The sequence below is a fragment of the Streptomyces sp. NPDC002499 genome (assembly GCF_053595415.1).
In genome coordinates, this window is sequence record NZ_JBSFXO010000014.1 from 225543 (window position 1) to 251626 (window position 26084).

28 protein-coding genes are annotated in these 26084 nt (G+C 70.5%); 12 read left to right on the plus strand and 16 right to left on the minus strand.

Translation table 11 applies throughout. The features are described from left to right. Nucleotides 1-24: 24 nt before the first annotated feature. Nucleotides 25-882, minus strand: a complete 858-nt coding sequence (locus ACWD5F_RS36185) for an AAA family ATPase (protein WP_451260683.1) — start codon at nt 880-882, stop codon at nt 25-27. A 139-nt stretch (nt 883-1021) separates the two neighbouring features. Here ACWD5F_RS36185 and ACWD5F_RS36190 point away from each other — a divergent pair, with 139 nt between their 5' ends. After that, nucleotides 1022-1591, plus strand: coding sequence for a TetR/AcrR family transcriptional regulator (locus ACWD5F_RS36190; RefSeq protein WP_451260549.1), 570 nt, complete (start codon nt 1022-1024; stop codon nt 1589-1591). 141 nt (nt 1592-1732) lie between these two features. Here the strand turns inward: ACWD5F_RS36190 and ACWD5F_RS36195 are convergent, their stop codons facing one another. Together ACWD5F_RS36195 and ACWD5F_RS36200 are read right to left on the minus strand one after the other, a co-directional pair. Beyond that, complete coding sequence (locus tag ACWD5F_RS36195) at nt 1733-3043, minus strand: FtsX-like permease family protein (RefSeq protein ID WP_451260550.1); 1311 nt, start codon at nt 3041-3043, stop codon at nt 1733-1735. A 3-nt stretch (nt 3044-3046) separates the two neighbouring features. After that, nucleotides 3047-3832, minus strand: coding sequence for an ABC transporter ATP-binding protein (locus ACWD5F_RS36200; RefSeq protein WP_451260551.1), 786 nt, complete (start codon nt 3830-3832; stop codon nt 3047-3049). Between the two features lie 216 nt (nt 3833-4048). On the opposite strand from ACWD5F_RS36200, the gene ACWD5F_RS36205 reads away from it, so the two are divergent. From ACWD5F_RS36205 to ACWD5F_RS36230, 6 genes are all read left to right on the plus strand, one after another. Beyond that, complete coding sequence (locus ACWD5F_RS36205; RefSeq protein ID WP_451260552.1) at nt 4049-4627, plus strand: DUF4232 domain-containing protein; 579 nt, start codon at nt 4049-4051, stop codon at nt 4625-4627. Next, the gene (locus ACWD5F_RS36210; protein WP_451260553.1) at nt 4624-4992 is read left to right on the plus strand and encodes a hypothetical protein; all 369 of its coding nucleotides are present in this window, start codon (nt 4624-4626) and stop codon (nt 4990-4992) included. Before ACWD5F_RS36205 ends, ACWD5F_RS36210 begins: the two co-directional genes overlap by 4 nt. 61 nt (nt 4993-5053) lie before the next feature. Continuing rightward, nucleotides 5054-5734, plus strand: coding sequence for an ABC transporter permease (locus ACWD5F_RS36215; RefSeq protein WP_401710897.1), 681 nt, complete (start codon nt 5054-5056; stop codon nt 5732-5734). Beyond that, a complete protein-coding gene (locus ACWD5F_RS36220) occupies nt 5731-6402 on the plus strand; it encodes an ABC transporter permease (RefSeq protein WP_451260554.1) in 672 nt (223 codons plus the stop codon). Before ACWD5F_RS36215 ends, ACWD5F_RS36220 begins: the two co-directional genes overlap by 4 nt. Further along, nucleotides 6399-7334, plus strand: coding sequence for an ABC transporter substrate-binding protein (locus ACWD5F_RS36225; RefSeq protein WP_451260555.1), 936 nt, complete (start codon nt 6399-6401; stop codon nt 7332-7334). Before ACWD5F_RS36220 ends, ACWD5F_RS36225 begins: the two co-directional genes overlap by 4 nt. A gap of 170 nt (nt 7335-7504) precedes the next feature. Continuing rightward, the gene (locus ACWD5F_RS36230; protein ID WP_451260556.1) at nt 7505-8407 is read left to right on the plus strand and encodes a hypothetical protein; all 903 of its coding nucleotides are present in this window, start codon (nt 7505-7507) and stop codon (nt 8405-8407) included. On the opposite strand, the gene ACWD5F_RS36235 is transcribed toward ACWD5F_RS36230, so the two are convergent. The 7 genes from ACWD5F_RS36235 to ACWD5F_RS36265 all read right to left on the minus strand — a co-directional run bounded on the left by ACWD5F_RS36235 (nt 8374) and on the right by ACWD5F_RS36265 (nt 17151). After that, on the minus strand, nt 8374-9528 hold the full coding sequence (locus tag ACWD5F_RS36235; protein WP_451260557.1) for an ABC transporter ATP-binding protein: 1155 nt from the start codon (nt 9526-9528) through the stop codon (nt 8374-8376). The genes ACWD5F_RS36230 and ACWD5F_RS36235 overlap by 34 nt on opposite strands. 88 nt (nt 9529-9616) lie before the next feature. After that, the gene (locus ACWD5F_RS36240; RefSeq protein ID WP_451260558.1) at nt 9617-10285 is read right to left on the minus strand and encodes a LutC/YkgG family protein; all 669 of its coding nucleotides are present in this window, start codon (nt 10283-10285) and stop codon (nt 9617-9619) included. After that, on the minus strand, nt 10282-11760 hold the full coding sequence (locus ACWD5F_RS36245; protein WP_451260559.1) for a LutB/LldF family L-lactate oxidation iron-sulfur protein: 1479 nt from the start codon (nt 11758-11760) through the stop codon (nt 10282-10284). The genes ACWD5F_RS36240 and ACWD5F_RS36245 overlap by 4 nt, the downstream gene beginning before the upstream one ends. Then, nucleotides 11757-12512 (minus strand): (Fe-S)-binding protein, encoded by a 756-nt coding sequence (locus ACWD5F_RS36250; RefSeq protein WP_451260560.1) that lies wholly within the window; start codon nt 12510-12512, stop codon nt 11757-11759. Before ACWD5F_RS36250 ends, ACWD5F_RS36245 begins: the two co-directional genes overlap by 4 nt. A gap of 85 nt (nt 12513-12597) precedes the next feature. Next, complete coding sequence (locus tag ACWD5F_RS36255) at nt 12598-14076, minus strand: rhamnulokinase (RefSeq protein WP_451260561.1); 1479 nt, start codon at nt 14074-14076, stop codon at nt 12598-12600. 5 nt (nt 14077-14081) lie between these two features. After that, nucleotides 14082-16151, minus strand: coding sequence for a bifunctional aldolase/short-chain dehydrogenase (locus ACWD5F_RS36260; protein WP_451260562.1), 2070 nt, complete (start codon nt 16149-16151; stop codon nt 14082-14084). 124 nt (nt 16152-16275) lie between these two features. Next, a complete protein-coding gene (locus ACWD5F_RS36265) occupies nt 16276-17151 on the minus strand; it encodes an NAD(P)H-binding protein (RefSeq protein ID WP_451260563.1) in 876 nt (291 codons plus the stop codon). 239 nt (nt 17152-17390) lie between these two features. On the opposite strand from ACWD5F_RS36265, the gene ACWD5F_RS36270 reads away from it, so the two are divergent. From ACWD5F_RS36270 to ACWD5F_RS36285, 4 genes are all read left to right on the plus strand, one after another. Next, nucleotides 17391-18236 (plus strand): LysR family transcriptional regulator, encoded by an 846-nt coding sequence (locus tag ACWD5F_RS36270; RefSeq protein WP_451260564.1) that lies wholly within the window; start codon nt 17391-17393, stop codon nt 18234-18236. Between the two features lie 154 nt (nt 18237-18390). Continuing rightward, complete coding sequence (locus ACWD5F_RS36275; RefSeq protein ID WP_451260565.1) at nt 18391-18888, plus strand: DUF6817 domain-containing protein; 498 nt, start codon at nt 18391-18393, stop codon at nt 18886-18888. 113 nt (nt 18889-19001) lie between these two features. Next, nucleotides 19002-20192 carry an NAD(P)/FAD-dependent oxidoreductase gene (locus ACWD5F_RS36280; RefSeq protein WP_451260566.1) on the plus strand — a complete coding sequence of 397 codons (1191 nt, stop codon included), beginning with the start codon at nt 19002-19004 and terminating at the stop codon, nt 20190-20192. A 10-nt stretch (nt 20193-20202) separates the two neighbouring features. Beyond that, entirely contained in the window at nt 20203-21141 is a 939-nt protein-coding gene (locus tag ACWD5F_RS36285) for a sigma-70 family RNA polymerase sigma factor (protein WP_451260567.1), read from the plus strand. Between the two features lie 117 nt (nt 21142-21258). Here ACWD5F_RS36285 and ACWD5F_RS36290 read toward each other — a convergent pair whose 3' ends face one another. Both ACWD5F_RS36290 and ACWD5F_RS36295 read right to left on the minus strand, forming a co-directional pair. After that, on the minus strand, nt 21259-21630 hold the full coding sequence (locus tag ACWD5F_RS36290) for a VOC family protein (protein WP_451260568.1): 372 nt from the start codon (nt 21628-21630) through the stop codon (nt 21259-21261). A 39-nt stretch (nt 21631-21669) separates the two neighbouring features. Continuing rightward, nucleotides 21670-22245 carry an ester cyclase gene (locus ACWD5F_RS36295; protein ID WP_451260569.1) on the minus strand — a complete coding sequence of 192 codons (576 nt, stop codon included), beginning with the start codon at nt 22243-22245 and terminating at the stop codon, nt 21670-21672. 124 nt (nt 22246-22369) lie between these two features. Between ACWD5F_RS36295 and ACWD5F_RS36300 the strand changes: the two genes are divergently transcribed. After that, entirely contained in the window at nt 22370-22981 is a 612-nt protein-coding gene (locus ACWD5F_RS36300; protein WP_451260570.1) for a TetR/AcrR family transcriptional regulator, read from the plus strand. 35 nt (nt 22982-23016) lie between these two features. On the opposite strand, the gene ACWD5F_RS36305 is transcribed toward ACWD5F_RS36300, so the two are convergent. Genes ACWD5F_RS36305 through ACWD5F_RS36320 form a run of 4 tightly spaced genes read right to left on the minus strand, consistent with a single transcriptional unit; the run spans nt 23017 to nt 25979 of the window. Beyond that, on the minus strand, nt 23017-23532 hold the full coding sequence (locus tag ACWD5F_RS36305; RefSeq protein WP_451260571.1) for a putative immunity protein: 516 nt from the start codon (nt 23530-23532) through the stop codon (nt 23017-23019). A 30-nt stretch (nt 23533-23562) separates the two neighbouring features. Continuing rightward, entirely contained in the window at nt 23563-24624 is a 1062-nt protein-coding gene (locus ACWD5F_RS36310) for a threonine aldolase family protein (protein WP_451260572.1), read from the minus strand. A gap of 54 nt (nt 24625-24678) precedes the next feature. Further along, nucleotides 24679-25254 (minus strand): helix-turn-helix domain-containing protein, encoded by a 576-nt coding sequence (locus ACWD5F_RS36315; protein WP_451260573.1) that lies wholly within the window; start codon nt 25252-25254, stop codon nt 24679-24681. Next, complete coding sequence (locus ACWD5F_RS36320) at nt 25251-25979, minus strand: metal-dependent hydrolase (RefSeq protein WP_451260574.1); 729 nt, start codon at nt 25977-25979, stop codon at nt 25251-25253. The genes ACWD5F_RS36315 and ACWD5F_RS36320 overlap by 4 nt, the downstream gene beginning before the upstream one ends. Between the last annotated feature and the right edge of the window lie 105 nt (nt 25980-26084).

Here is a 26084-nt window from a genome sequence, read left to right on the forward strand (position 1 = left end):
GCCGCTCGGCGACCCCGGGGGCGGTCACACGGCGTCCAGGTCGAGCTTGGCGGCGGCCTTGAGGACGTCGTCCTGGTGCTTGAGGAGAACGCCCAGGGTGTCCCGTACGACGGTCTCGTCGAGGGTGTCGGCGCCGAGGGCGAGCAGCGTGCGCGCCCAGTCGATCGTCTCGGCGACCGAGGGGACCTTGCGCAGGTCCATGGCGCGCAGCGCGCCGACCACCCGGACCACCGACGCGGCCAGCGTCTCGTCCAGGGCGGGCACCTTCAGTCGTACGATCCGGCGCTCCAACTCCTCCTCGGGGAAGCCGATGTGGAGGAAGAGGCAGCGGCGGCGCAGGGCCTCGGACAGCTCGCGGCTCGCGTTCGAGGTGAGGACGACGAAGGGGCGGCGGGTCGCGGTGACCGTGCCGAGTTCGGGGACTGTGATCTGGAAGTCGCTGAGCACCTCCAGGAGGAGGCCCTCGACCTCGACGTCCGCCTTGTCGGTCTCGTCGATCAGCAGCACCTTGGGGTCGTCCCCGCGGATGGCGGTCAGCAGCGGGCGGGGGAGGAGGAACTCCTCGCTGAAGATGTCCGTGCGCGTCTCGTCCCAGGACTCGTCCCGTCCCGCGCTGATGCGCAGCAGCTGCTTGGCGTGGTTCCACTCGTACAGCGCCCGGGACTCGTCGACGCCCTCGTAGCACTGCAACCGGACCAGCCGGGCGTCCGCCACCTCGGCCACGGCCTTGGCCAGCTCGGTCTTGCCGACCCCGGCGGGCCCCTCCACCAGCAGCGGCTTGCCGAGCCGGTCGGCCAGGAAGACGGTCGTGGCCACCGCGGGCGAGGCGAGATAGCCGGTCTCGGCCAGACGCGCGGAGACGTCGTCGACGGATGTGAACAGCAACGGGGCCTCCAGGTCGGCGCGGCGCGGAGTCACTATCTAAGCGCTTGTTCACCCAGTCTGTCACGGGTCCCCGAGACCGCCCCAGCCGGATACCGATCGGTTTCCATACCGGCCCTCGCGGAGGTAACCTCGGTGTATGACCACGACAGACAAGGCGTCGACGAAGGACCGGCTGCTCGACGCGGCGGCCGAGCTCTTCTACCGCGACGGTGTCTCGATCGGTGTCGAGGCGCTGTGCCGGGAGGCCGGCGTCTCGAAGCGGTCGATGTACCAGCTCTTCGCCGGCAAGGACGAGGTCCTCGCCGCGAGCCTGGAGCGGCGCGCTCCCGAGATCGCGGCCCAGCTCGCCGAGGGGCTGGAGCAGGTCGTCACTCCGCGGGAGCGCATCCTGCACGTCTTCGAGCGGTCGGAGTGGCTTTCGACCGGCCCCGACTACCAGGGCTGCCCCTTCCTGGCCGCGCTGGTCGAACTGAAGGACCCCGAGCATCCGGCGAGCAAGGTCGCCGGCATCGCCAAGCAACAGCTTCAGGACGGGTTCCGCGCCGAGGCGGAGCGCGGTGGAGCTCCGGACCCGGAGTTCCTGGCCCGGCAGCTGATGCTGGTCTACGACGGCGCGAGCGCCCGCGCCGGCGCCCGGATCGAGACGCTGGACGGGCTGAGCATCGCGACCGCGGCGGCGCTGCTGGACGCGGCCGGCGTGAAGTAGCAGGGCCGGGGGCGCAGTAGCCGAGTGCCGGCCGGGCACAGACGAAGGGGTGGCCGCCGAAGCAGCCACCCCTTGTCGAGATCGCGGAGCCAGCCGGTTCCGGGGACCGCCGAAGCCGTCGGCCCCCGGTACGGATCGCCGTCACGCGGCGACCGCCACCGCCCCCACCGCCGGGGCACGCAGCACGCGCCGTGCCGTCGTCAAGCCCGTCCCCAGCGTCACCGCCGTCGCGACCGCGACGACCGCGAGCCAGATGCCGAGCCACTGGTCGGGAAGCACCGCATCGGACCGGACGACCGTGAACGGGACGACCCCCGCCAGCGCGGCCACCGTGCCGAAGACGACACCGACGACGGTCAGCAGCAGACCTTCGGCACCCACGACCGCCAGCACCTGCCGGGGAGTCGCGCCGGCCAGGCGCTGCTGCCCGAACTCCCGGCTGCGGTAAGTCGTCGCCGCGTACAGGGAGTTGACCAGCATCACGCAGACAAAGACCACGATGATGCCGACGACCGTGAGGTTGAGCGTCTCCAGGTTCTTGTCCTCGACGGACTTCTTCAGCCCCGAGGCGGCCACCGCGTCGCTCTCCACCGCCTGCATCGTCAGGGTCGCCGAGGCCACCGCTGTGAACAGCACCAACGACATGAGGATCCCGGCGAGTTGACCGGTCCGCTCCCGCAGGTTCCGCACGGCGAGCCAGCCGGCCGCACCGGTCAGCGGCAGCCGGTCGAGCACCACCTTCAGCAGCCGCGGTGACAGCAGTGCGAACCCCACCGACAGCAGGATCGCCCCGTAGGCCGGCGCCGCCATGAGCGCCGGGTCCGTCGCCGAGAACGCGAACGTCGACGTCACCGACACGGCACCGACGGCCAGCGCCGCCCAGGCGAGGAACGTCCGTGCCCGCCCCCGCGGTTCACTCCGCCGCGTGGCCCGCCGTACGGCCAGGAACGCGGCCCCCGCCGCCGCGAGCAGCGTGATGTCGACGCCCGACATCAGCGCGACCGTGCCGAAGGAGTACTCGACCGACCCGGAGACCTGACCGCTGTCCTGGAACATGTCCAGCAGCCACCGCCCGCCGAGCATCGCAGGACCGATCGCCAGCACCGCGCCCACCAGGGCCACGACCGCCGCCTCACCCACGACCATCCGCTTCAGCTGCGCCGGAGTCGCCCCCGAACTGCGCAACAGCTCCAACTCGGCAGCCCGCTGGCGCACGTTGACCGTGAGCGTGGAGGCGACCGCGAAGAACACCAGCAGCGTCCCGTAACCGCCGACGACGCTCGCGGTGGTGGTCAGCGTCTCCCGGCTCACCGAGTCGACACCGGTCCCCGCGGCCGTGTCGTGCAGGGAGTTGAACGTCATGATGATGGTCGCGCCCAGGAACGCCGACAGCAACGTGGCGAGGAACCGCCCAGGACGCTGCCGTATCGACCGCATGGCCAGTACGAACATGGCTCACACCCCCACCGTCACGTCGTCGCCCAGGTGCGCGAGGCGCTCGGCCACCGCGTCCGCGGTCGGTGCGTCGAGCCGTCCGACAAGCCGGCCGTCCGCGAGGAACAGCACGGAGTCGGCGTAGGAGGCGGCGACCGGGTCGTGCGTCACCATCACCACGGTCCGGCCGTGCACCTGGACCGCCTCCCGCAGCAGCCGCAGCACGTCCCGCGCGCTGCGGGTGTCCAGCGCGCCGGTCGGCTCGTCCGCGAAGATCACCCGCGGCTCGGTCACCAACGCCCGCGCGATCGCGACCCGTTGGCGCTGACCGCCGGAGAGCTGGGCGGGACGGTGCCCGAGCCGGTCGCCGAGACCGACCTGTTCGAGAACCTCCTTGGCCCGCCGCCGGTCGACGCGCCGACCGGCCAGCTTGAGCGGCAGCACCGTGTTCTGCGCCACCGTCAGCGTTTCCAGCAGGTTGTACTGCTGGAACACGAACCCGATCCGCCCGCGCCGGAACTTCGTCAACTCGGCCTCGCCGCCGCCCGTCAGCTCCGTACCGTCCACCTGCACGATCCCGCTGTCCGGCCGGTCCAGGCCGGCCGCGCACTGCAACAGCGTCGACTTGCCCGAGCCCGACGGCCCCATCACCGCGGTGAAGGTGCCCCGGGCCAGCCCGAGCGTGACACCGTCCAGCGCGGCCACGGCACCCTCGTCGCTGCCGTACGTCTTGCTCACCTTCACCAGCCGCAGTGCCTCGGCGGCGGGTCCCTTGTCGTGACCGCGCCGCGATCCCGTACGAAACATCGTCATCACTCCCCGTCCGGCACGCCCTGTGCCCTGATGAAGAACCTACGGAGAGCGAGGTCGGAGCACATGGGGCGCAGAACCCGTATCGCGGGGTGTACTCAGCGACACCCCTCGGGTGGTCCTGCGGTCGTCGGGGGAGGCTGTGACAGGCCTGTGACCGGAGGTATGGCTTCCGTCACAGCCTTCCTGACTCCGTCTTGATCGACTCTGCGGATGCGGAGAAGCGTGCTCGACGCGATGTTGACGACGGCGGTGGGACTGGTCGTCGGTGCCGTCATCTGGACGGTGACGGACGTGGTGTACGACGCGCCCGCCGCCGCGGCGCAGAAGCCGGAGCCGACCTGTCCGCGGGACGGCGTCCGCGTCACCGCGGGCCCGGTGGAGGCGGCCCTCGGCCTGCGGGCCATGGACCTCGAACTGGAGAACTGCGGCACCCGCACCTACCGGGTCGAGGGCTACCCCGGCCTCCGGCTCCTCGACCAGGACCAGCAGACGATCACCGGCATCTCCGTCATCCACGGCAGCGGCGGCATCGCCACGGTGGCCGCGTTCGACGAGCCGCCGAAAGCCGTGGCCCTGGCACCCGGCGAGACAGCCTCCGCCGGCCTGCTGTGGCGCAACACCACCACCGGCTTCGACGGCGCGACCGACGTGCCGTACCTGACGGTCGAGGCGCATCCCGGCGCGCTCCCGCTCCTCGTGGCGCCGGACGGCGGCCTCGACCTCGGGACCACGGGCAAGCTCGGCGTCAGCCCCTGGCACACCACGACCGGCGACGGAGGCACCCGATGACCGCCCAGGACACCGCCGCCACCCGGTTCACGCGGCGCCTCCTGCGCCGCTCGCCCGAACACCGCCGGACCGACGGCGTCACCTGCGCACTGCTGATCACCCTCGACGTCCTCCTCGTCGCGGGGATCCTCCTGCTGGGGACCGAGGGCATCTTCACCGAGGACTGGATGCCCTACCCCGGGATGATGGACGCCACGGCCTTCTCCTACCAGCACGACTGCGTGGTGTTCCTCTGCCGGGTCGAGGCCGTGACCGTCGGCCTGGCGATCGCCTGCCGCCTCTGGATCACCGCAGGCGCGCAACTCGTCGTCCTCACCTCCGCGGCGGCCTTCGTCGCCTCGCTCTCGACCTACTGGAACCCCTGACCGCCGCCCGTACGGGTCACCACAACGCGCCGACACCCGCCCCGCCGGATCCAATGGACCCGTGACCGCGCCCCCGGACGACTGCCTCGCGCGCAACGAGTGGATCTGCGGTGAGTATCTGAGCACCCGCCGCCACATCCTCTTCGACGCCGTCCTCCAGCATCTCCAACTGACCGCGATCTCGGTGCTCATCGGGCTCGCGCTCGCCCTCCCGCTGGCCGTCGTGGCGCGCCGCTGGGGCTGGGCGGCCGGTCCGGTCCTCGCTCTGACGACGATCCTCTACACGATCCCGTCCCTGGCGATGTTCTCGCTGCTCCTGCCCGTCTACGGCCTCTCGAAGAGCCTCGTCGTCGCCGGACTCGTGCTCTACTCGCTGACCCTGCTCGTACGGAACATCCTGGCGGGCCTGCGCGCGGTCCCGGCGGAGACGAGACAGGCCGCGCGCGGCATGGGCTACGGCCCGATCCGCCTCCTGCTCACCGTCGAACTGCCCCTCGCCCTGCCCGCCGCGATGGCCGGACTGCGCATCGCCACGGTCTCGGCGGTCTCCCTGGTCACGGTCGGCGCGATCGTCGGCTTCGGAGGCCTCGGCAACCTCATCTACGCCGGAATGAACACCTACTTCAAGGCGCAGGTGCTCACCGCCTCCGTGCTGTGCGTGGTCATCGCGATCGTGGCCGATCTGCTCCTGCTCGGTGTGCAACGCCTGCTCACCCCCTGGACCAGGGCGGCCCGCGGATGAAGACACTGACCGACGCCTGGGACTGGCTCACCGACTCCGCCCACTGGTCGGGCGACGACGGCATCTGGAACAGGCTCGCCCAGCACCTCGTCCTGACCGTGGTCTGCCTGGTCATCAGCTGCCTGATCGCCCTGCCGATTGCGCTCGTCCTCGGCCATCTCGGCAAGGGCGGAGCGCTCGCGGTGAACATCTCCAACATCGGCCGCGCTGTCCCGACCTTCGCCGTCCTCGTCCTCCTCCTGCTGACCCCGATCGGGAAGTGGGGGGAGGGCCCCACGGTCGTGGCCCTGGTGCTGTTCGCCGTACCGCCCCTGCTCACCAACGCCTACGTCGGCATGCGCGAGGTCGACCGCAGCATCGTCCAGGCCGCGCGCGGCATGGGGATGACCGGGCGGCAGATGCTGTTCCGCGTCGAACTGCCCCTCTCCCTCCCGATGGTGATGAACGGCGTACGCATCGCCGCCGTCCAGCTGGTCGCGACCGCGACGATCGCCGCGCTGGCCGGCGGGGGAGGGCTGGGGCGGATCATCACGGCCGGGTTCAACCTGGCCAGTACGGCACAGGTGGTGGCCGGGGCCGTACTGGTCGCCGTGTTCGCGCTGGTCGTCGAGGGGATCTTCGAGACGGTGGAGAGACTGTCGCCGCGCTGGGCCAGGGGCGAGCGGTGAGGCGGGCCCTGGCCCTGGCGGCCGTACTGCTGCTGGCAGGCTGCTCCACCGGCCCATCCTTGGAGAACCAGAACGCGGTCACCGAGCCGCCCGGCGACAGCCACCATCTCACCATCGGCTCGGCCGGATTCACCGAGAGCGACCTGCTCGCCCAGATGTACTCCCTGCTCCTCAAGCAGGCCGGATACAAGACGTCCCTGCTGACCGTCGCCAACCGCGAACTGTACGAACCCGCCCTGGAATCAGGGCAGATCGACGTCGTCCCCGAGTACGCGGCCACCTTCGCCGACTGGCTCAACGCCAAGACCAACGGCGCCGACGCACCGCCGGTCGGCTCGCCCGACCTCGACGCCACGATGAAGGCCCTGCGCCGACTGGCCACACCCCGAGGCCTCACCGTCCTCGCCCCCGGCCGGGCGGTGGACCAGAACGCGTTCGCCGTGAGCGCCTCCTACGCCAAGCAGCATGACCTGAAGACCCTGAGCGACCTGGGCGCGTCCGGGTTGAAGGTGCGGCTCGCCGCGGGCGACGAGTGCGTCCAACGGCCGTACTGCGAACCGGGCTTGAAGAAGACCTACGGCATCGACGTCACCGCCGTCGACCCCAAGGGCGTCGGCACCACCCAGGCCAAGCGGGCCGTGCAGAGCGGCCAGGACCAGATGGTCCTCACCACGACGACGGACGCCACCCTCTCCGAGTTCGGCCTCGTCCTGCTCGCCGACGACAAGCACCTCCAGAACGCCGACTACGTCGTCCCGGTCGTCAACCGCTCCCGGGCGGGCGGCGAAGGAGTCACCAAGGCGCTGGGCAAACTGAACGACGTCCTCACGACGGCCGACCTCGCCGCCATGAACCAACAGGTCGACAGCTGGCGTCGGTTGGCGGAGGACGTGGCACGGACCTATCTCAAGGACAAGGGTCTGCTGGACTGAGACCGGCCGACGGATCGTCAACTGAGGTGCCGCAGGCCCACGATGCGGTGACGATGCCGTGACCGTATTGGTGCGGTACGGGCGTTCCGAGCACCCGCCCGTGGCGGTACATGTCCTGTATGACGGACAACGGGGGAATCCACCGGACTCGGTGGGAAAGAGCGTGCGCAGTGATCGAGGGGGCACCGACCGAACGGCACCCGCAGGAGCTGCTGGTCGGCGTGGAGCCCGAACTCGCCGAGGACATGGCCCAGTTCCGCAAGGTGTACCCGAAGCGGCAGCTGGAGTTGGAGTACCTCTACGGAGCGGCCCAGCGGGCCTTCGAGGAGCGCACCAGGGAGGCGTTGAAGATCACGCTGGACCGGTTGGTGCGGACCGTCCTCAACGACCCGCGGCTCTATGACGCGCCGGGTGACGAGGACTTGGGCGATTACCTGGACCGGGAGATCGACGGTGTGTGGGCGCGGCTGTGCCAGGACGAGGCGGTCGCGGTCGTCCGGGGACTCAACATCGGTCTCACCATCGGCGGCGTGTGCAGCTTCCTGCTGCTGTGCCTGCCCCTGCTGGCCGGGGTGAAGCTGCTGGGCCTGATCGACGTGTCGCTGAACTGCAACGACCGCTGGAGCCTGCTCGGCGCGTTCGTGTGCGGCGGGGTCGGCTCGCTGGGCGCCGTGCTCAGCGTGCTGCTGCGGGTGCGGTGCAGCGAGGAACCGCTGCGGCGGGGCAAGTTCACGCACAAGCTGGCGATCGCCCCGGCCCAGGTGTCGCGCAGCCTGCGCCACGAAGGCGTCTACCGCGTCATGGTCGGCTGGATCCTGGCGCTCGCCGTGTATTTCCTGCTCAGCACCGGCTGGGTCACGGTGATCGACATGCCGGCCACCACCGCCGAGATCTGCGCCACCGGCAGCGAGGCCGCGTCGAAGGGCACGGCGTTCTGGGGCTTCTGGTGCGCGATCGGGTTCCTCGCCGGGTTCAACGAGCGGTGGGCCTTCGGCATGCTGAACCGCCCCGAGACCCGGGGCAACCGGTCCCGCAGGCGTCAGGCGTCCGCCACCGAGTCGAACGACACCTGATCCCGCGGCACGCCCAGCGCGTCCGCGTCCACCGACCGGCGCAGCGCCTCGTGCAGCTTCGCCGGGGTCAGCACGCCCAGGAAGCGGGCCTCGTCCAGCACGGCGACCCAGCCGGCGTCGTGCTGGAGCATCACGCCGAACGCCTGTTTCAGGGGCGCGCCGACCGGGACCCAGGCGTTCATACGCCGCGCGCGGTCGCCGACCGTACCGTCCGAGTCGAGGTCCTCGATACCGACCCAGCCGTGCAGATCGCCGTGCGTGTCGAGGACGACCGCCCAGCGCGCCCCGTCCGCCCGCAGCCGCGCCGCCGCCCGCCCGGCCGGCTCGTCGACGCGGGCCACCGGCGGCTGCTCCAGGTCCTCGGCCTCGATCGCGGTCACCGACAGCCGCTTCAACCCGCGGTCGGCGCCCACGAACTCGGCGACATACGGCGTCGCCGGCGTGCCCAGCACCGCCCCCGGTGTGTCGAACTGCTCGATGCGCCCCTGCCCGTACACGGCGATACGGTCGCCGAGCCGCACCGCCTCCTCGATGTCGTGCGTGACCAGCAGCACCGTCTTGCGCACCGCGGCCTGCATCCGCAGGAACTCGTCCTGCAACTGCTCCCGCACCACCGGGTCGACGGCCCCGAACGGCTCGTCCATCAGCAGCACCGGCGGATCGGCGGCCAGCGCCCGCGCCACGCCGACCCGCTGGCGCTGGCCGCCGGAGAGCTGGTCGGGATAGCGGGGCCCGTACAGCTTCGGATCCAGGCCCACCAGATCGAGCAACTCGGCCGCCCGCGCCCGGGCCTTCGCCCGCTTCCAGCCGATCAGCGCCAGCACGGTCGCCGTGTTGTCGAGGATCGTCCGGTGCGGAAAGAGCCCCACCTGCTGGATGACGTACCCGATGCGCCGTCGCAGCCGCACCGGATCGACGGCCGCGATGTCCTCGCCGTCCACGAGGATCCGGCCCGAGGTCGGCTCGATGAGGCGGTTGACCATCATCATGGTCGTCGTCTTGCCGCAGCCGGACGGGCCCACGAGCGTGACGAGCTCGCCGTCGGACACCTCGAAACTCAGGCCGTCCACCGCCGTCGTACCGTCCGGATACCGCTTGGTGACCTGTTCGAACCGGATCATGCCCTCACGCTAGCCGCGCGGCTTCCCACCCGCGCCCCGGCAGGCCCCGGGGCCGGGCGAATGGCTGAAGCCGCTGGTGAACGGGCCGCTAGGCGTCGTCCCCGGCACCCGGGGGACCGCTCACCAGCACCACCTCCAGGGTGCGCGGACCGTGCACCCCCTCGACCCGGTCCAGCTCGATGTCACTGGTCGCCGACGGACCGGAGATCCATGTCAACGGCCGGGTCGGATCGAGGCGTTCGAGGGCCTGCGGCACCGAGGAGACAACCTGGTCCGGGACCCGTACGACGCAGATGTGGTGGTCGGGGACGAGCGTGATCCGGCGGCGGCCCTGGTCGGGGGAGCCGTCGAGGACTATGGTGCCGGTCTCGGCGATCGCGATGGCGCAGCCCGTGACCACGCTTTCGACCGTGTCCAGTTCGTGCGGGGTGCTCACGGCGCGGTCGTGGACGCGGGTCGGATCGGCGGCCGACATCCACTCCGGCGGCAGTCCCGGCGGTACGAGAACGTACTGGGGCCCGCGCTCGGCGAGCAGCCGCATGATCAGGTACGGCAGTTCCTCCGGGTCCGTGCGGTGCACGATCGCGCGGTAGTCGGCGAGGTTCTCGGCCAGCAGGTCTACCGTCGCCGCGACGTTCAGGTTGCCGTGCTGGTGCAGGTAGTCGCGCTGGACTGCCTGTTCGTAGGGGGTGTCGTCTGGTGGTACGTCGGCCAGCGCGCGCCGTACGCGGCCCAGGATCCGTTCCCTGCTGCTCACTTGGCGCCGTCCTTTCCGCCGTTCGTACGCTGCCACCAGTCGCGGAAGGGTTCGGGAGGCAGGGTCGGCAGATCCCGGCTGTTGCTCCAGGCCTTGCCGGGTCCGGGGAGGGTGCGGGGGTGGAAGCGTCGGGTGCGGGAGGCGAGTCGTTGTCCGGTGCGCAGTGCGCCGGGGCGCCCGAACGCCCAGCGGGCGGCGCGCATGGCGGTGCGTTCGGCGGCGTGTCCCTTGGCGGGTTTGAGGACCACCTTGTTGCCCTCGCGGACTACTTCCCCGCCTTCCACGATGCGTTCGCGCAGGTGCACGAGTACTTCGGGGATGTCGATGGCGACCGGGCAGACCTCGTAGCAGGCGCCGCACAGGGAGGAGGCGTACGGGAGTGAGGCGTCGATTTCGCTTGCTGTGCCCCGGAGTTGGGGGCTGAGGATGGCGCCGATGGGGCCCGGGTAGACGGAGCCGTAGGCGTGGCCGCCGGCCCGCTCGTACACCGGGCAGACATTGAGACAGGCGGAGCAGCGGATGCAGCGCAGGGCTTGGCGGCCGACCTCGTCGGCGAGGGTGTCGGTGCGGCCGTTGTCGAGCAGGACCAGGTGGAAGGTCTGCGGTCCGTCTTCGTCGGTGGTGCCGGTCCACATCGACGTGTAGGGGTTCATGCGTTCGGCGGTGGAGGAGCGGGGCAGGGTCTGCAGGAACACTTCCAGGTCCTGCCAGGTCGGCAGGATCTTCTCGATGCCGACGACCGAGATCAGCGTCTCCGGCAGGGTCAGGCACATCCGTCCGTTGCCCTCGGACTCCACGACGACGAGTGTCCCGGTCTCGGCGATCATGAAGTTGGCGCCGGAGACACCGACTTTGGCCCGCAGGAACTTCTCGCGCAGATGCAGGCGGGCGGCTTCGGCGAGTTCGGCAGGCGTGTCCGTGAGCCCGTCGGGGGCAGGGCGGCCCCACTCGCTCATCTCTTTGCGGAAGATGTCGCGGATTTCGCCGCGGTTGCGGTGGATGGCCGGGACCAGGATGTGCGAGGGCCGGTCCTTGCCCAACTGCACGATCAGCTCGGCCAGATCGGTCTCATAGGCCCGGATCCCCTCCGCCTCCAGCGCCTCGTTGAGCCCGATCTCTTGCGTGGCCATCGACTTGACCTTGACGACCTCCGACTCCCCGGTCTCCTTCACGAGTTGGACCACGATCCGATTGGCCTCGTCGGCGTCGGTCGCCCAGTGGACGGTGCCGCCGGCCGCGGTGACGGCCTCCTCCACCTGTACGAGATAGCGGTCGAGGTGAAGGAGGGTGTGATCCTTGATCTGTTTGCCCGCCTCGCGCAGCGCCGCCCAGTCGGACACCTCCGCCACGGCCTTGGCCCGTTTGGCGCGGATGGTGTGGGTGGCGTGGCGCAGATTCCCGCGCAGGGTCTGGTTGTTGACGGCCTCGTGCGCGGCCACGGGGAAGGCCGGCATGCCTACGAATGTGCCGCTCATGCCGTCGGCTCCTCTTCCGTGCCGGCCAGGATCTCCGCGATGTGCACCGGCCTCATCCCGGTGCCGAGCCGGGTCATGGTGCCGCCGATGTGCATCAGGCAGGAGTTGTCGGCCGCGCACAGCACCTCCGCGCCGGTCGATGCGGCGTTGCGGACCTTGTCCGCGCCCATCGCCGCCGACACATCCGCGTTCTTCAGGGCGAAGGTCCCGCCGAACCCGCAGCACTCCTCGGCACCCGGCAACTCGACCAGCTCAAGCCCCTTGACGGACTGGAGCAGTCTGCGCGGACGGTCGCCGAGGCCCAGGCTGCGCAGGCCGTGGCAGGTCGGGTGATAGGTGACGGTGTGCGGGTAGTACGCGCCGACGTCCGTCACCCCGAGGACGTCCACGAGGAACTCGGTCAGCTCGTACGTCTTGGGCACCACCGGCGCCAGTGTGGCAGCGAGCGTGTCCCCCCGCCCTTCGGCGCGCGCCCGCTCCCCCATCCGCGGGTACAACTCGCGCACCATCGCCCCGCACGACCCGGACGGCGTCACGATCGCCTCGTACCCGCCGAATACATCGGAGAAATGCCGGGCCAGCGGTTCTGCTTCGTGGCGGTAGCCGGTGTTGTAGTGGGCCTGTCCGCAGCAGGTCTGGGTCATCGGGAAGTCGACCTCGACGCCCAGCCTGGTCAGCAGTTTCACCACGGCACGCCCGGTGTCGGGGTAGAGCGTGTCGTTGACACAGGTCAGGAACAGGGCGACACGCATCGCGGCTCCTAGCGATCGATCATCGGATGAGTGCAGCGTAATGCGGCGATGCGGTCTGGGGGAGTCCCCGTCTTCTTCCGGCCCGTCACCTTCCGGTGAGCCTGACTTGTGCCTCGTGCCATCGTGCGGTGTCTCCCCGTGGCTCGTAGTGGGTGAGCGGTTGGGTACGGGTGAGCAGGCGTCGCATGGCCGGGAGGTCGCCGACCAGCCCGTGCGCCCGGGCCTGCACGAGGACGTTCCCGAGAGCCGCCGCCTCCGTCGGTCCCGCCACCACCGGCAGCCCGCAGGCGTCGGCGGTGAGCTGGCACAGCAGCGCGTTGCGGGTGCCGCCGCCGACGATGTGCACGACGTCGACGGGGTGGTCGGCCAGCCGCTGGGCATCCTCCACGGCTCTGCGGTGGGCCAGGGCGAGCGAGTCGAGAATGCAGCGCGTGATCTCCGCGGGCGAGGCGGGTACCGGCTGCCCCGAGGCACGGCACGCCTCGGCGATCCGCTCCGGCATCCGGCCCGGCGCCAGGAAGGTCTCGTCGCCCGCGTCCACGACCGACCGCAGCGCCGGCACCTCGGCCGCGCTCAGCAGCAACTCCTCCAACTCCGGCTCGCCCCACGCCCGTACGCACTCCTGGAGCAGCCACAGGCCCATGATGTTGCGCAGATAGCGGACCGTGCCGTCCAGGCCCAGTTCGTTGGTGAAGTTGGCGGCCCGGCTCTCCTCGGTCAACACCGGTGCCGGCAGTTCGAGTCCGGCCAGTGACCAGGTGCCGGTGGAGATGTACGCGAAGCGCTCACCCCCGGCGGGTACGGCGGCCACGGCACTCGCCGTGTCGTGCGACCCGACCGCCGTCACCGGCACCGGACCCTTGAGGCCGGTCTCCTCCAGGACCTCCGCGCGCAGCACGCCGGCCGGGTCCCCGGGCTGTCGCAGGGGCGCGAACAAGCCGAGGTCGATGCCCAGTCGGGAGGCGACCTCGTGGGACCAGTCGCGGGTGCGGGGATCGATGAGCTGGGTGGTCGAGGCGTTGGTGAGCTCGGTGCCCTGTTCGCCCGTGAACCAGTAGGAGAGCAGGTCGGGGACGAGCAACAGGCGCCGGGCGTGAGCCAGTTGGTCCGTGCTGCGGGCGGCCACCAGTTGGTAGAGGGTGTTGAAGGGCGCGTACTGGAGTCCCGTCGCCGCGTACAACTCCTCGGCGGGAATGGTCGCCCACACCTTCTCCGCGATGCCCTCGGTGCGAGGGTCCCGGTAGTGGACGGGGTTGCCGAGCAGCGCGCCGTCGGCGTCCAGCAGGCCGTGGTCCACGGCCCAGCTGTCGATGCCGACGGAGTCGAGGCGGCCACCGCACTGGGCGCCCGCGGCCCTGAGCCCGTCCAGTACGCCCGCGTACAGCCCGAGGATGTCCCAGCGCAGCCCCTCGGGTACGCGCACGGGCCGGTTGGGGAAGCGGTGGGCCTCGGTCAGCTCCAGGCTGTCGGGCCCGACGCGGCCGACCATGACGCGCCCGCTGGACGCGCCGAGGTCGACCGCGGCGTACGCGTGCGGGGCCGTCACCGCAGTTGCCTGTGCCATCTCTGTCACCGAAGGAAGGCGGCCGCGACACCGGCGTCGACCGGGACATGAAGGCCGGTGGTGTGCGTCAACTCCCCGCCGGTCAGCGCGAACACGGCGTTCGCCACATGCTCCGGCAGCACCTCGCGCTTGAGGATGGTCCGCTGGGCGTAGAACTCGCCCAGCTTCTCCTCGGGTACGCCGTACACGGCCGCCCGCTGCGCGCCCCAGCCGCCCGCGAAGATGCCGGAGCCGCGCACGACGCCGTCCGGGTTGACCCCGTTGACGCGGATGCCGTGCTCGCCCAACTCGGCGGCCAGGAGCCGTACTTGGTGGGCCTGGTCGGCCTTGGTCGCGGAGTAGGCGATGTTGTTCGGGCCGGCGAAGACGGCGTTCTTCGAGGCGATGTAGACGATGTCACCGCCCAGCCCCTGCGCGACCATCACCCGCGCGGCCTCGCGCGAGACGAGGAAGGAGCCGCGGGCCATGATGTCGTGCTGAAGGTCCCAGTCCCTGGCCGAAGTCTCCAGCAGGGGCTTGGAGATGGAGATACCGGCGTTGTTGACCACCAGGTCGACCCCGCCGAACGCGAGCACGGCAGCGCGGAACGCCTCGGCGATCTGCTCCTCCGACGTCACGTCCACCGTCACCGCGACGGCCTTGTCGGACCCGCCCAACTCCTCCGCCACGGCGACGGCGTTGTCCGCGTCGAGATCGGCGACCACGACACACGCGCCCTCGGCCGCCAGCCGCCGCGCGATGGCCTTGCCGATCCCGCTCCCCGCACCGGTCACCAGCGCCACCCGCGTCGCCAACGGCTTGGGCTTCGGCATCCGTTGGAGCTTGGCCTCCTCCAACGCCCAGTACTCGATACGGAACTTCTCCGACTCCTCGATCGGCGCGTACGTCGAGACCGCCTCGGCGCCCCGCATGACGTTGATGGCGTTGACGTAGAACTCGCCTGCCACCCGCGCCGTCTGCTTGTCCTTGCCGAAGGAGAACATGCCGACGCCCGGGACCAGCACGATCGCCGGGTCGGCGCCGCGCATCGCGGGGGAGTCGGGCAGGGCGTGCCGTGCGTAGTAGGCGGCGTACTCCTCGCGGTACTCGGCGTGCAGTTCCGTCAGCCGGGCGATCGCCTCCTCCAGCGGGGCGGTCGGCGGCAGGTCGAGGACGAGCGGGCGGACCTTGGTGCGCAGGAAGTGGTCAGGACAGGAGGTGCCCAGGGCGGCGAGCCTCGGGTGCTCGGCCCGGGAGACGAAGTCCAGCACCACGTCCGCGTCGGTGAAGTGACCGACCTGCGGCCTGTCTTGAGAGGCGATCGCACGCACGTGGGGTGCGAGCGCGGCGGCCCGCGCCCTCCGGTCGGCATCCGGCAGACTCTCGTACCCCTCGATGACGGGACCGAAGGGCTCGGCCCGCCCCTTCTCCGCGAGGAAGGCCTCGGCGGTGCGGATGATGTGCAGCGAGTTGCGCTCGCACTCCTCGGACGTGTCGCCCCACGCCGTGATGCCGTGCCCGCCCAGTACGCACCCGATGGCCTGCGGGTTGGCCTCCTTCACCGCGGCGATGTCCAGGCCCAGTTGGAAGCCGGGCCGCCGCCACGGCACCCACACCACGGTGTCGCCGAAGCACTCGGCGGTCAGCTTCTCGCCGTCCGCCGCGCACGCCAGCGCGATCCCGGAGTCGGGGTGCAGATGATCGACGTGCGAGGCCTCGACCAGCCCGTGCATCGCGGTGTCGATGGACGGCGCCGCCCCGCCCTTCCCGTGCAGGCAGTAGTCGAACGCGGCGACCATCTCGTCCTCGCGCTCCACACCGGGATACACGTCCTTCAGCCCGCGCAGCCGGTCGATCCGCAACGCGGCGAGCCCGGCCCCGGTGAGCGTCCCGAGGTCACCGCCGGACCCCTTCACCCACATCAACTCGACGTCCCCGCCGGTCGCGGGGTCGATGTCGACGCCCTTCGCCGAGGTGTTGCCGCCGGCGTAGTTGGTGTTGCGAGGGTCGGCGCCGAGGCGATGGGAGCGCGCGAGCAGGGCGGCGGCCTGGGGGTGGGTGGCTACGGGATGGGCGGCTTCGGGCTGGGGTGCCATGTCCATTCAGTCCTTCGAGAAGAAACCCTGGGTGAAACGCTGCGTGAACCGCGTTTTGAATCGTTTCAGGGAAACTAGCCGCAGGGCTGTGAAGGAGTCAAGATGTCGGCGTGACCATTGGGGATCAGCCCAGGACGGCCGGCTTGAGCACCTCCTCGCACCACTGGCGGAAACCGGTGGGGCCGGGTCGCGCGGTGCGCTGTTCCTCGTCGTAGGCACCGTTGTTCTGGGCCGTGGCCATGTCTGCCAGACACTGCGCCGAGTCCTCGGACGCACCGCGTTGGAGCATGTTCTGGCGGTGCGCCTCGACGGGGATGGACTGGACGCGGACCGGCCGTGCCAGCACTTCGGACATGATCCCGGCCATCTCGTCGAGGGTGAGTGCGTCGGGGCCGATCACCGGGACGCCCTCGTAGCCGGTCCAGGAGTGGTCGCGCAGCAGCTCGGCGGCCGTGGCGGCGATGTCACGGGTGGCGACGTTCGCGAGCACGCGGTCCGCCGGATGCGGCATGAAGAACGTGCCCTGGTCCCTGATCCCTTCGACCTGGCGGAGCAGGTTCTCCATGAACGTCGGCGGCCGCAGCGACCGGTAGGCGACGCCCGTGTCGGCGATCAGTTCGTCCGTGGCCCGCGCGGCGGACAGGTGTCCGGCGTTCTTCTCAATACCGACGCCCAGGGTGGACACCCCCACCACCTGCTTGACCCCGTGCGCCTCGATCGCCTCGCAGGCCGGGCGGGTGCTGTCCAGGTAGTGGGCCTCGACGTCGGCCGCACGGTGGTCCGGGGGCACCACCCAGAAGACGCGGTCGGCGCCTTCGAAGGCCTTCATGACGACCTCGCGGTCGGTGTGCGAACCGGTGACGACCTCGGCGCGTTCGCGTACGTGCTCGGGGAGTTGAGAGGGATCGCGTGCGATCACGCGGATCGCCTCCTCGCCGTCGACGATGCCGGCGAGGAGCTGTCGGCCGATGGAGCCGGTGGGAGTGGTGATGACGATCAAGGAGAACTCCGGGAACTTGATGGCAGGGAGGGCGGAGACGCGAAGGCGCGCTGCGTGTGCTGCGGTGCGTGCTTCGTACGCCGAGTGCTTGGTGCACTGGGCTGCACGGCACTGCGCTGCACGGCACCGTGCTTCGTGTGCCCTGCTTCGATCTTCGGATCAGGTCTCGCGGAACGGAAGGATCGAAAGGATCCGGGTTGTTACCCTGGAGGTAATACTGATCGGAGGTGTCTCCGGCTATGGAATCCCGGCCCTTGCGCTACTTCGTCGCCGTCGCTGAAGAGCTCAACTTCGCCCGTGCCGCCGAGCGCCTGGGCATCTCGGCCCCGCCCCTGTCCCGCGCGATCCGCAAGCTCGAAGCGGACCTTGGTGTCACCCTCCTGGAGCGCACCACGCACAGCGTCGCACTGACCTCGGCCGGCCGCGTCCTCCTGACGGAGGCCCGGGGCGCGCTGGAGGCGCTGCACGCTGCCGGGCGGCGCGCCCAACGTGCGTCCAGCCCGGACGCGAAGCTGGTCCTGGCCGTCAAGGCCGACGGCGACGCGGGCCTGTTGGAGACCGTCCTGGCCCGCTTCGCCACCGACCCCGCCGCCCTCCCGGTGTCGGTTCGCCTCTCCGGCTGGGGTGAGATGGTCCGTCTGCTGCGGCAGGGCGAGGCGGACGCGGCTCTGCTCTACGACCCGTTCGACCGCAGCGGCCTCGACGCGGAGCCGATCTTCGTCGAACCGCGAACGGCGGTCCTGCCCGTCGCCCACCCCCTCGCCGCCCGCGACCGACTCACCCTGGCCGACCTGGCCCTTCCCGGGGTCGAGCCGGGCGACCTCGCCGGTCTCGGCCGCTTCCTCGACTCGACGGTCGAACAGCACGGCTTCATCGACCTCGCCCAACTGCTCGCACGCGTCGAACTGGGCGATCTGGTCACGCTGTTGCCGGAATCCGTGACGTTCCGCTATCCGCGCCCGGGGGTGGCCTACCGCCCGGTCCTGGACGCCCCGCCCGCCACCTTGTGGATCGCGTGGCCTCAGCAGTCGTGCTCCATGGCGACGGCGGCGCTGGTGCGGGCGGCGACTTCGGTGGGGGCGTAGAGGGATGGGTACTGCCTCTGACGATGGCTCCGCCTCCGCCGTCTCTGACGATGGCTCCGTCCCTGCCTCCGCCGTCTCTGACGATGGCTCCGCCTCCGCCGTCCCCTCCGCCACTTCTGCCTCCGCCGACCAAGCCGTCGCCCTGCTGCACGAGTTGGGTGCCGCAGACATCCCCCACCCGGGAGGCACCCTCCTCGCACACCTCCAGCGCGTCCAGGGCCGACTCGCCGAGTGGGGTGCCCGCCCCGACCTCCAACTCGCGGGCCTGTGCCATGCGTTCTACGGCACCGACGGGTTCCCCACGGCCTTGCTGCCGGTGGCCCGCCGTGCCGAACTCGCCCTGGTGATAGGCGCCGAAGCGGAAGGGATCGTGTACTGCTACGCCGCGTGCGACCGGAAGGCCACCTACCCGAGGCTCGTAGAGGCCGACGGGCCTTTCCATGACCGTTTCACCGGTCGCAGTCACATTCCGGAGCTTCAACTCCGCCGGGAGTTCGCCGAGTTGTCCGCCGCCAACGAACTCGACATCGCCCGCATCGATCCTGCCTTCCGCGAGCAGTGGGGAGCCGAACTCCTCGCTCTCTTCACTCGCTTCCGGCCCCTGCTGAGCCAACCTGCGTGGGCGGCTTGTGAGGTGGAGCTGAGTTCCTAAGGGCTGTCCCGCTCGCCGACCTTGGTTCGGTGACCCGCGTCACACCCAGCTCCTGTCAGCAATCGGGGCGCTGTCTCGTTCGAAGAGCACGCGAACGAGACAGGAGCAACGCCATGAAGCACCGCATCGTCGTACTCGGTGCCGGATATGCCGGGGCCTTCGCCGCCGGAAACCTGGTCCGCCGGCTCTCCCCTCTGGACGTCGAGATCACCGTCGTCAACGCCGTGCCCGACTTCGTCGAGCGGATGCGGCTCCACCAGCTTGCGATCGGTCAGGACCTCGCGTTCCGCAAGCTCGCCGACGTGTTCGAGGGCACCGAGGTACGGCTGCGCCTGGCGCGCGTCACCGGCGTCGACCCCGGACGCAGGACCGTTGCCGTGACCGGCGAGGACGGCGAGGGCGAGCTCGTGTACGACACGCTCCTCTACACGCTCGGCAGCTCCGTGGCCGACCATGGCGTCCCGGGCGTGGCCGAGTACGCCTTCGATGTGACCGGCCTGTCCTCGGCGCTGCGTCTGCGTGAGCGCCTGGCCGGCCTGGGTGCGGGCGCCGCCGTGCTGGTCGTCGGTGAGGGGCTGACCGGCATCGAGACCGCCACCGAGTTCGCCGAGTCCCGGCCCGACCTCTCGGTCGCGCTCGCCGCTCGCGGCGAGCTGGGCGCCTGGCTCTCGCCAAAGGCCCGCCGTCACCTCCGCCATGCCTTTGACCGGCTCGGCATCACCGTCCACGAGCACACCGGCATCGAAGCCGTCGAGCCGACCCGGGCGATTGCCGCCGACGGTACGTCCATCCCGGCCGATGTGACCGTGTGGTCGGCCGGGTTCGCCGTGCACCCCATCGCGGCCGCCAGCGGCCTTGAGGTCGCCGAGACCGGCCGGATCGTCGTCGACCGCACCATGCGCTCGGTCTCGCACCCAGACGTCTACGCCGCCGGTGACTGCGTTCACACGATCGGCGAGAACGGCCGGCCGCTGCCCATGTCGTGTGCCTCGGCCGGCTCCACCAACATGCAGGCGACCGCTGCGATCATCGCGCGTCTGACGGCCCGTGACGTGCCGACCATCGGCCTGAAGTATTACGGCAACCACATCAGTCTCGGGCGGCGGGACGCGATCTTCCAGATGGTGGACGGCGACATCCGGTCGAAGTCCTGGTACCTGGGCGGCAGGGTTGCCGCGCGGCTCAAGTCGGGCGTGCTGAAGGGGGCTGGGTGGGGTATCGATCACCCGACCTTCGGTATTCCGAAGCGCAGGCGCCGCCTGGCCACCGCGCCTGACCGGGCCGGTGTGAGGGCCGCTGCATAGGCTGCTGCGCATGGAAAGCGCGGCCATCGATCGGTTCGAGGCCAGCCGGGGCCGGCTGGCCTCGCTCGCGTACCGTCTGCTCGGGTCGGCCGCCGACGCCGAGGACGCCGTGCAGGACACGTTCCTGCGCTGGCAGGCCGCAGACCGCGAACGGGTCGAGGTGCCGGAAGCGTGGCTGACCAAGGTCGTCACCAATCTCAGCCTCGACCGGCTCCGCTCGGCGCAGGCGCGCCACGAACGAGCGGCCGGCGCGTGGTTGCCCGAGCCACTTCTTGAGGGCGACCCCATGCTCGGCCCGGCCGATACCTTCGAGCAGCGCGAATCGGTGTCCCTCGCGGTCCTGACCCTGATGGAGCGGCTCTCGCCGGTCGAACGGGCCGTCTACGTCCTGCGTGAGGCCTTCTCGTACAGCCACGCCGAGATCGCCGTGATCCTCGACATCAGCGAGTCCGCGAGCCAGCAGCATGTCCACCGGGCCCGGATCCGGGTCGCCGCCGAGCGCCGCCGTGGCGGCGAGGCCGACCTCGCGTCCGCGCGCCGGGTCGTCGAGGAATTCCTCGCCGCCGCGGTGTCGGGGCGTACGGATCGGCTGGTGGCCCTGCTCACCGACGACGTGACGGCGGTCTCGGACGGCTACGGACTGAGCACGCGGCTGTTGCGGTACACAACGCGCGAGCGGGTCGCCTCCTACGTGCGGGCCGGCTTCAAGCCCACGCCGGCGAAGCGACGGCTGGCCGGCGGCTCGCCCGCGATGCACATCGCCCTGGTCAATGGCTCCCCGGCCGTCCTCGCCGTGGTCGACGACCAGGTCGCGGGCGCTGTGGCGTTCGAAGTCACCGACGGCAAGATCGCGTCGCTGCGCGGCATCGCCGCCGCGGACCGGCTCGCACGCCTCAATGAGGTCTGGCGGCAGCACGAACCCGACGTACCGTTCATCAGCGCATGGTGACCCAAGCCTCCGGAGTAGCCACCTACGAATCGTCACGGAGGGCCGACCAGGGCGGATCACAGCGCGCCTGCCACCCGTCGCTCGAAGTCACACCCGAAACCGTCTGCGGGACAGCCCTCAGCTGATGAGGGTCGTCTTCGGGCGGACCACGCAGAACTCGTTCCCCTCCGGATCGGCCAGCACCGCCCACGACTCGTCGCCGCTCTGACCGACGTCCGCCCGGCGGGCGCCGAGTGCGAGGATGCGCTCGATCTCGGCCTCACGGTCTTCCGCGGCGGACGTCAGGTCGAGGTGCAGCCGGTTCTTGACGACCTTGCGGTCCGTCACCGGCATGAAGCAGATGCCCACGGGCGCGTTCTCGTCCGGCCCGATCACGACCTCCCGCTCCCGCTCGGACAGGATCCGCCAGCCCAGCACCTCGGACCAGAACCGGGCCAGGGCGGGCAGATCGTGGGCGTCGATGACGATGTGATGCAGAGAGACAGGCATGCCGCCAGTGTGCCCGGCGGATCCGGTACGTCACTCGCGTCAGCGGGTCCGGCCCGCGCCCTTCCCCACCGCGCCGGCCGCCGCCTCCGCGGCTTTGGCCGTGACGTCGGCGGCGGCACGCGCCGAGCGTCCCGTCACCTTCCAGGCGAGCATGTTCAGCCCGACGGCAGGACTCGGCGGGAAGACACCGAGCTGTCCGAGCATGGTCACGTCGTCGCGCACCGCCTCGTGCCCGACCACCTTGCCGTCCTTGAGGTCGAGCACATGGATCTGCTCGAAGTCGATGTCCCGTCCGGTGGGAGGTATCGCCTGGTCGAGGGCGCCGTCGCGGAAGCGGACGAAGGGCCCTGTGTGACGGCCGCGCATGCGCAGTCGTATCCACACCTGCTCGTCGTTGTGGGCGACAGCCAGGACCGGAAAGCTCAGGTCGCTGAAGGCCGAGCGCATCCACACGCTGGAGGCGAGCACACCCGCGGGGCCGGGGAGCGAGCAGGCCGAGGGCGAGACGGCCGCCTCCCGGTTGTGGAAGTCCTCGTGCACCACCTCGGCGGCCAGTGCGGGATCGCCGGTTTCGAGGATTCGGAAGAGCCCGTGGGCCAGTTCCGTGGCGTCCATGCCCATTGCGTGATTCCTTTCGCGGGAGGTGCGTTCTGAGGGGGTGCTGGTGACCTGGGTGCAGGGGCCCATGATATTTGAGGTTATAGCACGCCTATTGAATTCATCGCCGTAGGATGGCGTGATGCCTCCCAAGCGTCGTTACGTCTCTCCGCTGCGCGAGCAGGGCGCCGCTCGGACGCGCGCGCTGATCCTCGAACACGCCACGGAACTGTTCGCCGAGCGTGGGTACGGGCGGGTCACCGTCGCCGACATCGCCGCGGCGACCGGCGTCGCCTCGAAGACCGTCTTCGCGAGCGTCGGCAGCAAGGGCGACATCCTGAACCTGATCGTCGACCAGGGCGTGCTCGCCTCGGGCTACGAGCAGGCCATGAAGGATCTGCTCGAACTGCGGACCCCGGAGTCGGTCCTGACGGCCTTGGCCCACGGCACGCGACTGGGCAACGAGGGGCAGTTCGCGGTGCACGAGGCGATCCGCAAGGCGCTGCCCGTGCATGAGAACGGCGAGGAGTTGTGGGAGCGCGCGACGGCCGCGTACCGGGAGGCACTGCGCACCGCCGCGCGCCATCTGCATACCCTGACGCCCTCGCCGCCCCACTCGACGGAGGAGACCGGCGATCTTTTCTGGTACTGGTTCGGCCCCACGGGATGGCGCACGCTCGTGGTCGAGAACGGCTGGTCATGGGATCGCGCCGAGGAAGTGCTCCGCGACATGGCCGTCACCGCCCTTCGCTGACAACTGACGTCGGACGTCTGGCGCCCGACGCGCGCTCAGCAGTCGAACACCGACCAGCAGATGTCGTTCCGCAGTCGCTGGTCGTCGAGTACGAGCTCCCGGATCGCTTCCGGGAGCCGGTCGCGCTGCCACTGGCACTCGTGTCGCCCGGCGGCCTCGCTCTCGCCCTTTGGTGCGGCGGCGCGCGCGGCCTTGATCGCGTAGGCGGCCGCACCGAGTTCGTGCGCGGCGACGTGTGCGACGGCTCCGGCCTGACCGGCGGCGTACGCGGCATGTCGTGCCGCGCCACTCAGATCACGAGCCGCACCCATCGCATGGCCGCCGGCCGCGCGGGCCTGCATCATCTTGACCTCGCCGCGCACCCAGGCGCGAGCGTGCTCGATCGCCTGGCTGGGGCGTGGGTCCTCGGGCTGAACAGCCTCGAAGAGACCGAGGACGTGCTCCGCGCAGTCCGCCGCCCAGAGGGCGAGGAGATGGTGATCCGCGTCGGTGAGGGTCCCACCACGTCGGATCGTCACGAAGCGCGGATCTCTGATCTTCGGGAGGATCATGGCCCACATTCTCTCCCCTGCGACCGTTCGTCAGAGGGTGTGGCGCCGTACCGCGTCGAGGAGTTGGTCGATGTCGTCGGCGTTGTGCGAGAAGGAGGTGACCAAGCGGACGATGCCCGGTTCCCAGCGGTCGTGGTAGAAGGCGTAGCCCTCGGCGAGAAGTCCTTCGGTGACCTGCTGGGGCAGGCGGCAGAAGAGGATGTTGGCCTGGGGCGTGGCCAACAGGCCCGCGCCGGCGATGGACTTGAGGCCGTCGCCGAGGCGCGTCGCCATCTCGTTGGCCTGGCGGGCGTTGCGCAGCCACAGGTCGTCGGTGAGGTACGCGTCGATCTGGGCCGTCTGGAAGCGCATCTTGGAGGTGAGTTGACCGGCGCGCTTGGCGCGGAAGGCCAGTTCGGCCGCGAGGGCGGGGTCGAAGGAGACGATGGCGTCGGCGGTCATCGCGCCGTTCTTGGTGGCGCCGAAGGACAGGACGTCGATGCCCGCCTTCCAGGTCATCTCGGCCGGGGTGGCGCCGAGATGGACCAGGGCGTTGGCGAAGCGCGCGCCGTCCATGTGGACGCGCAGCCCCGCGTCCTTGGCGATGGCGGACAGGTGGCGGATCTCCTCCAGGGTGTAGACGCTGCCGCTCTCGGTGGCCTGGCTGATGCTCACCACGGACGGCTGCACACTGTGCACGTCACCGGCCCGGCGGCGCACGGCAACCCGCAGCGCCTCGGGGTCGATCTTGCTGTCGGGACCCGGCACACCGACCAGCTTGGCGCCGGCGGTGAAGAACTCCGGAGCCCCGCACTCGTCCGTGTTGATGTGGCTGCCGGGATGCGAGAGCACGCTGCCCCACGGCGGGGTGAGGGCGGCCAGGCTCAGGCCGTTGGCCGCGGACCCGGTGGAGACCGGGAAGACGTCGACGTCCCGCTCGAAGATCTCACCGAGCCTGCGGCGGGCGCTGTCGGAGAAGGGGTCGTTGCCGTACGGCAGAACCTGCCCGGCGGCCGCGTCGGCGACGGCCCGGGCTATCTGCGGGGACGCCCCGGCCATGTTGTCGCTGATGAAGGCGAGGCTGGAGGGGGTGGTGGCTATGGCCGTGCTCATGAGGAGTCTTCCTGGGGTCGGGAACGTCTCAGGTGCTGGGTCTTGAGGGAGGGCTCAGGTACTGATGGGGGAGGCGAAGACGACGGTGATGTCCACTTCCTTGGCACCCGTGCGGTAGAAGTGCGGGGCGTCCCCGGCGAAGGCGAGCATGTCGCCGGGACCGAGATCCTGCGGGGCGTCGACGGGTCCCGCGGTGACGTGCCCGGTGGCGACGAGCAGGTGCTCGATCGTGCCGGTGGCGTGCGGTACGCCGGCCAGCTCCGTCTCGGCCGGAATGCGCAGCCGCCAGATCTCCAGGCTGTTGCCGCTGCTGATCCGGCGGAGCAACTCCCTTGACACTTCGCCGGGTTCGACGTCCGTTGCCGGCCGGAAGACCGGTCCGGTGTCGGCGTCCCGCGCCAGCAGGTCGGCGATCGGGATGCGCAGGGCGATCGCGATCGCGTCCAGCGTGTCGATCGTCGGATTGCCGTTGCCGGCCTCCAACTGCGACAGCGTGGCCTTGCTCAACCCGGCCCGCCGCGCCATCTCCGCGGCACTCATCCCGCGCTGCTGACGACGCAGCCGGATCTTCGCGCCGACGGCGGCCGCGGTACTGCTCACCGGCTGACGGCCGGACGGCGGGGGAGTCATGAGCCGTTCCTGTGCCTGGCGGTGTACGACACCCGGATACGGCCCTTCTTGACCCTCAGCGTCGGCAGCACCACGTCGGCCAGGTCCCCGAGACTGCGCACATGAGTGCCTCCGCACGGTGCCGAGTGCAGCGCGTCGAGGTGCACCACGCGCCGCCCGTCGTCGAGGTACCGCGCGAAAACGGGCAGGTCATCGGCGATGGCGGCTGCCACCGCCGTGCGCAGCACCGCGGTCACCTCCTCCCGCCCTTCCGGGTCGGCCAGCCGCGCGTCCGCCTCGGGCATCTGGAACTCGACGCGTGCCTGACCGGGGAAGTGGTTGCTGGCGACCATCTCCCACCCCTGCGCCCGGCCGGCCGCTTCGACGAGGTGCCCGGCCGTGTGCAGCGCGGCGTGAGCCGTCCGGGTCGGGAGGTCGATCCTGGCGTGCACCTGCTGCCCCTCCGTGAGCAGCGGAAGCGAGCCGCCCTCGGCCGCGATCGCCACGATCAGGCCTGACTCGAGGTCCCGGACCGGCACGATCTCCGTGTCCTCCAGCCACCCTCGGTCCGCCGGCTGGCCCCCGCCCTGCGGATGGAACAGGCAGTGCTCGACGGCCGCCCAGGGCGCCCCGTCCCGCTCGCCGACCGCGATCAGCCGCGTATCGACCTGCTCCAGGTAGGTGTCTTCCAGGTAGGCGCTGACCTGTGGTGTGCCCACTCGGGGAACCGCAACTGAATGAACCATGCGTTCACTATACCGAACCACCACCCCCTTGGTGAACCTTTCGTTCATTTTAATGAACGATCCGTACCTCGTTCACGGACAGGCAATCGGCACGTCGCCCCTCGC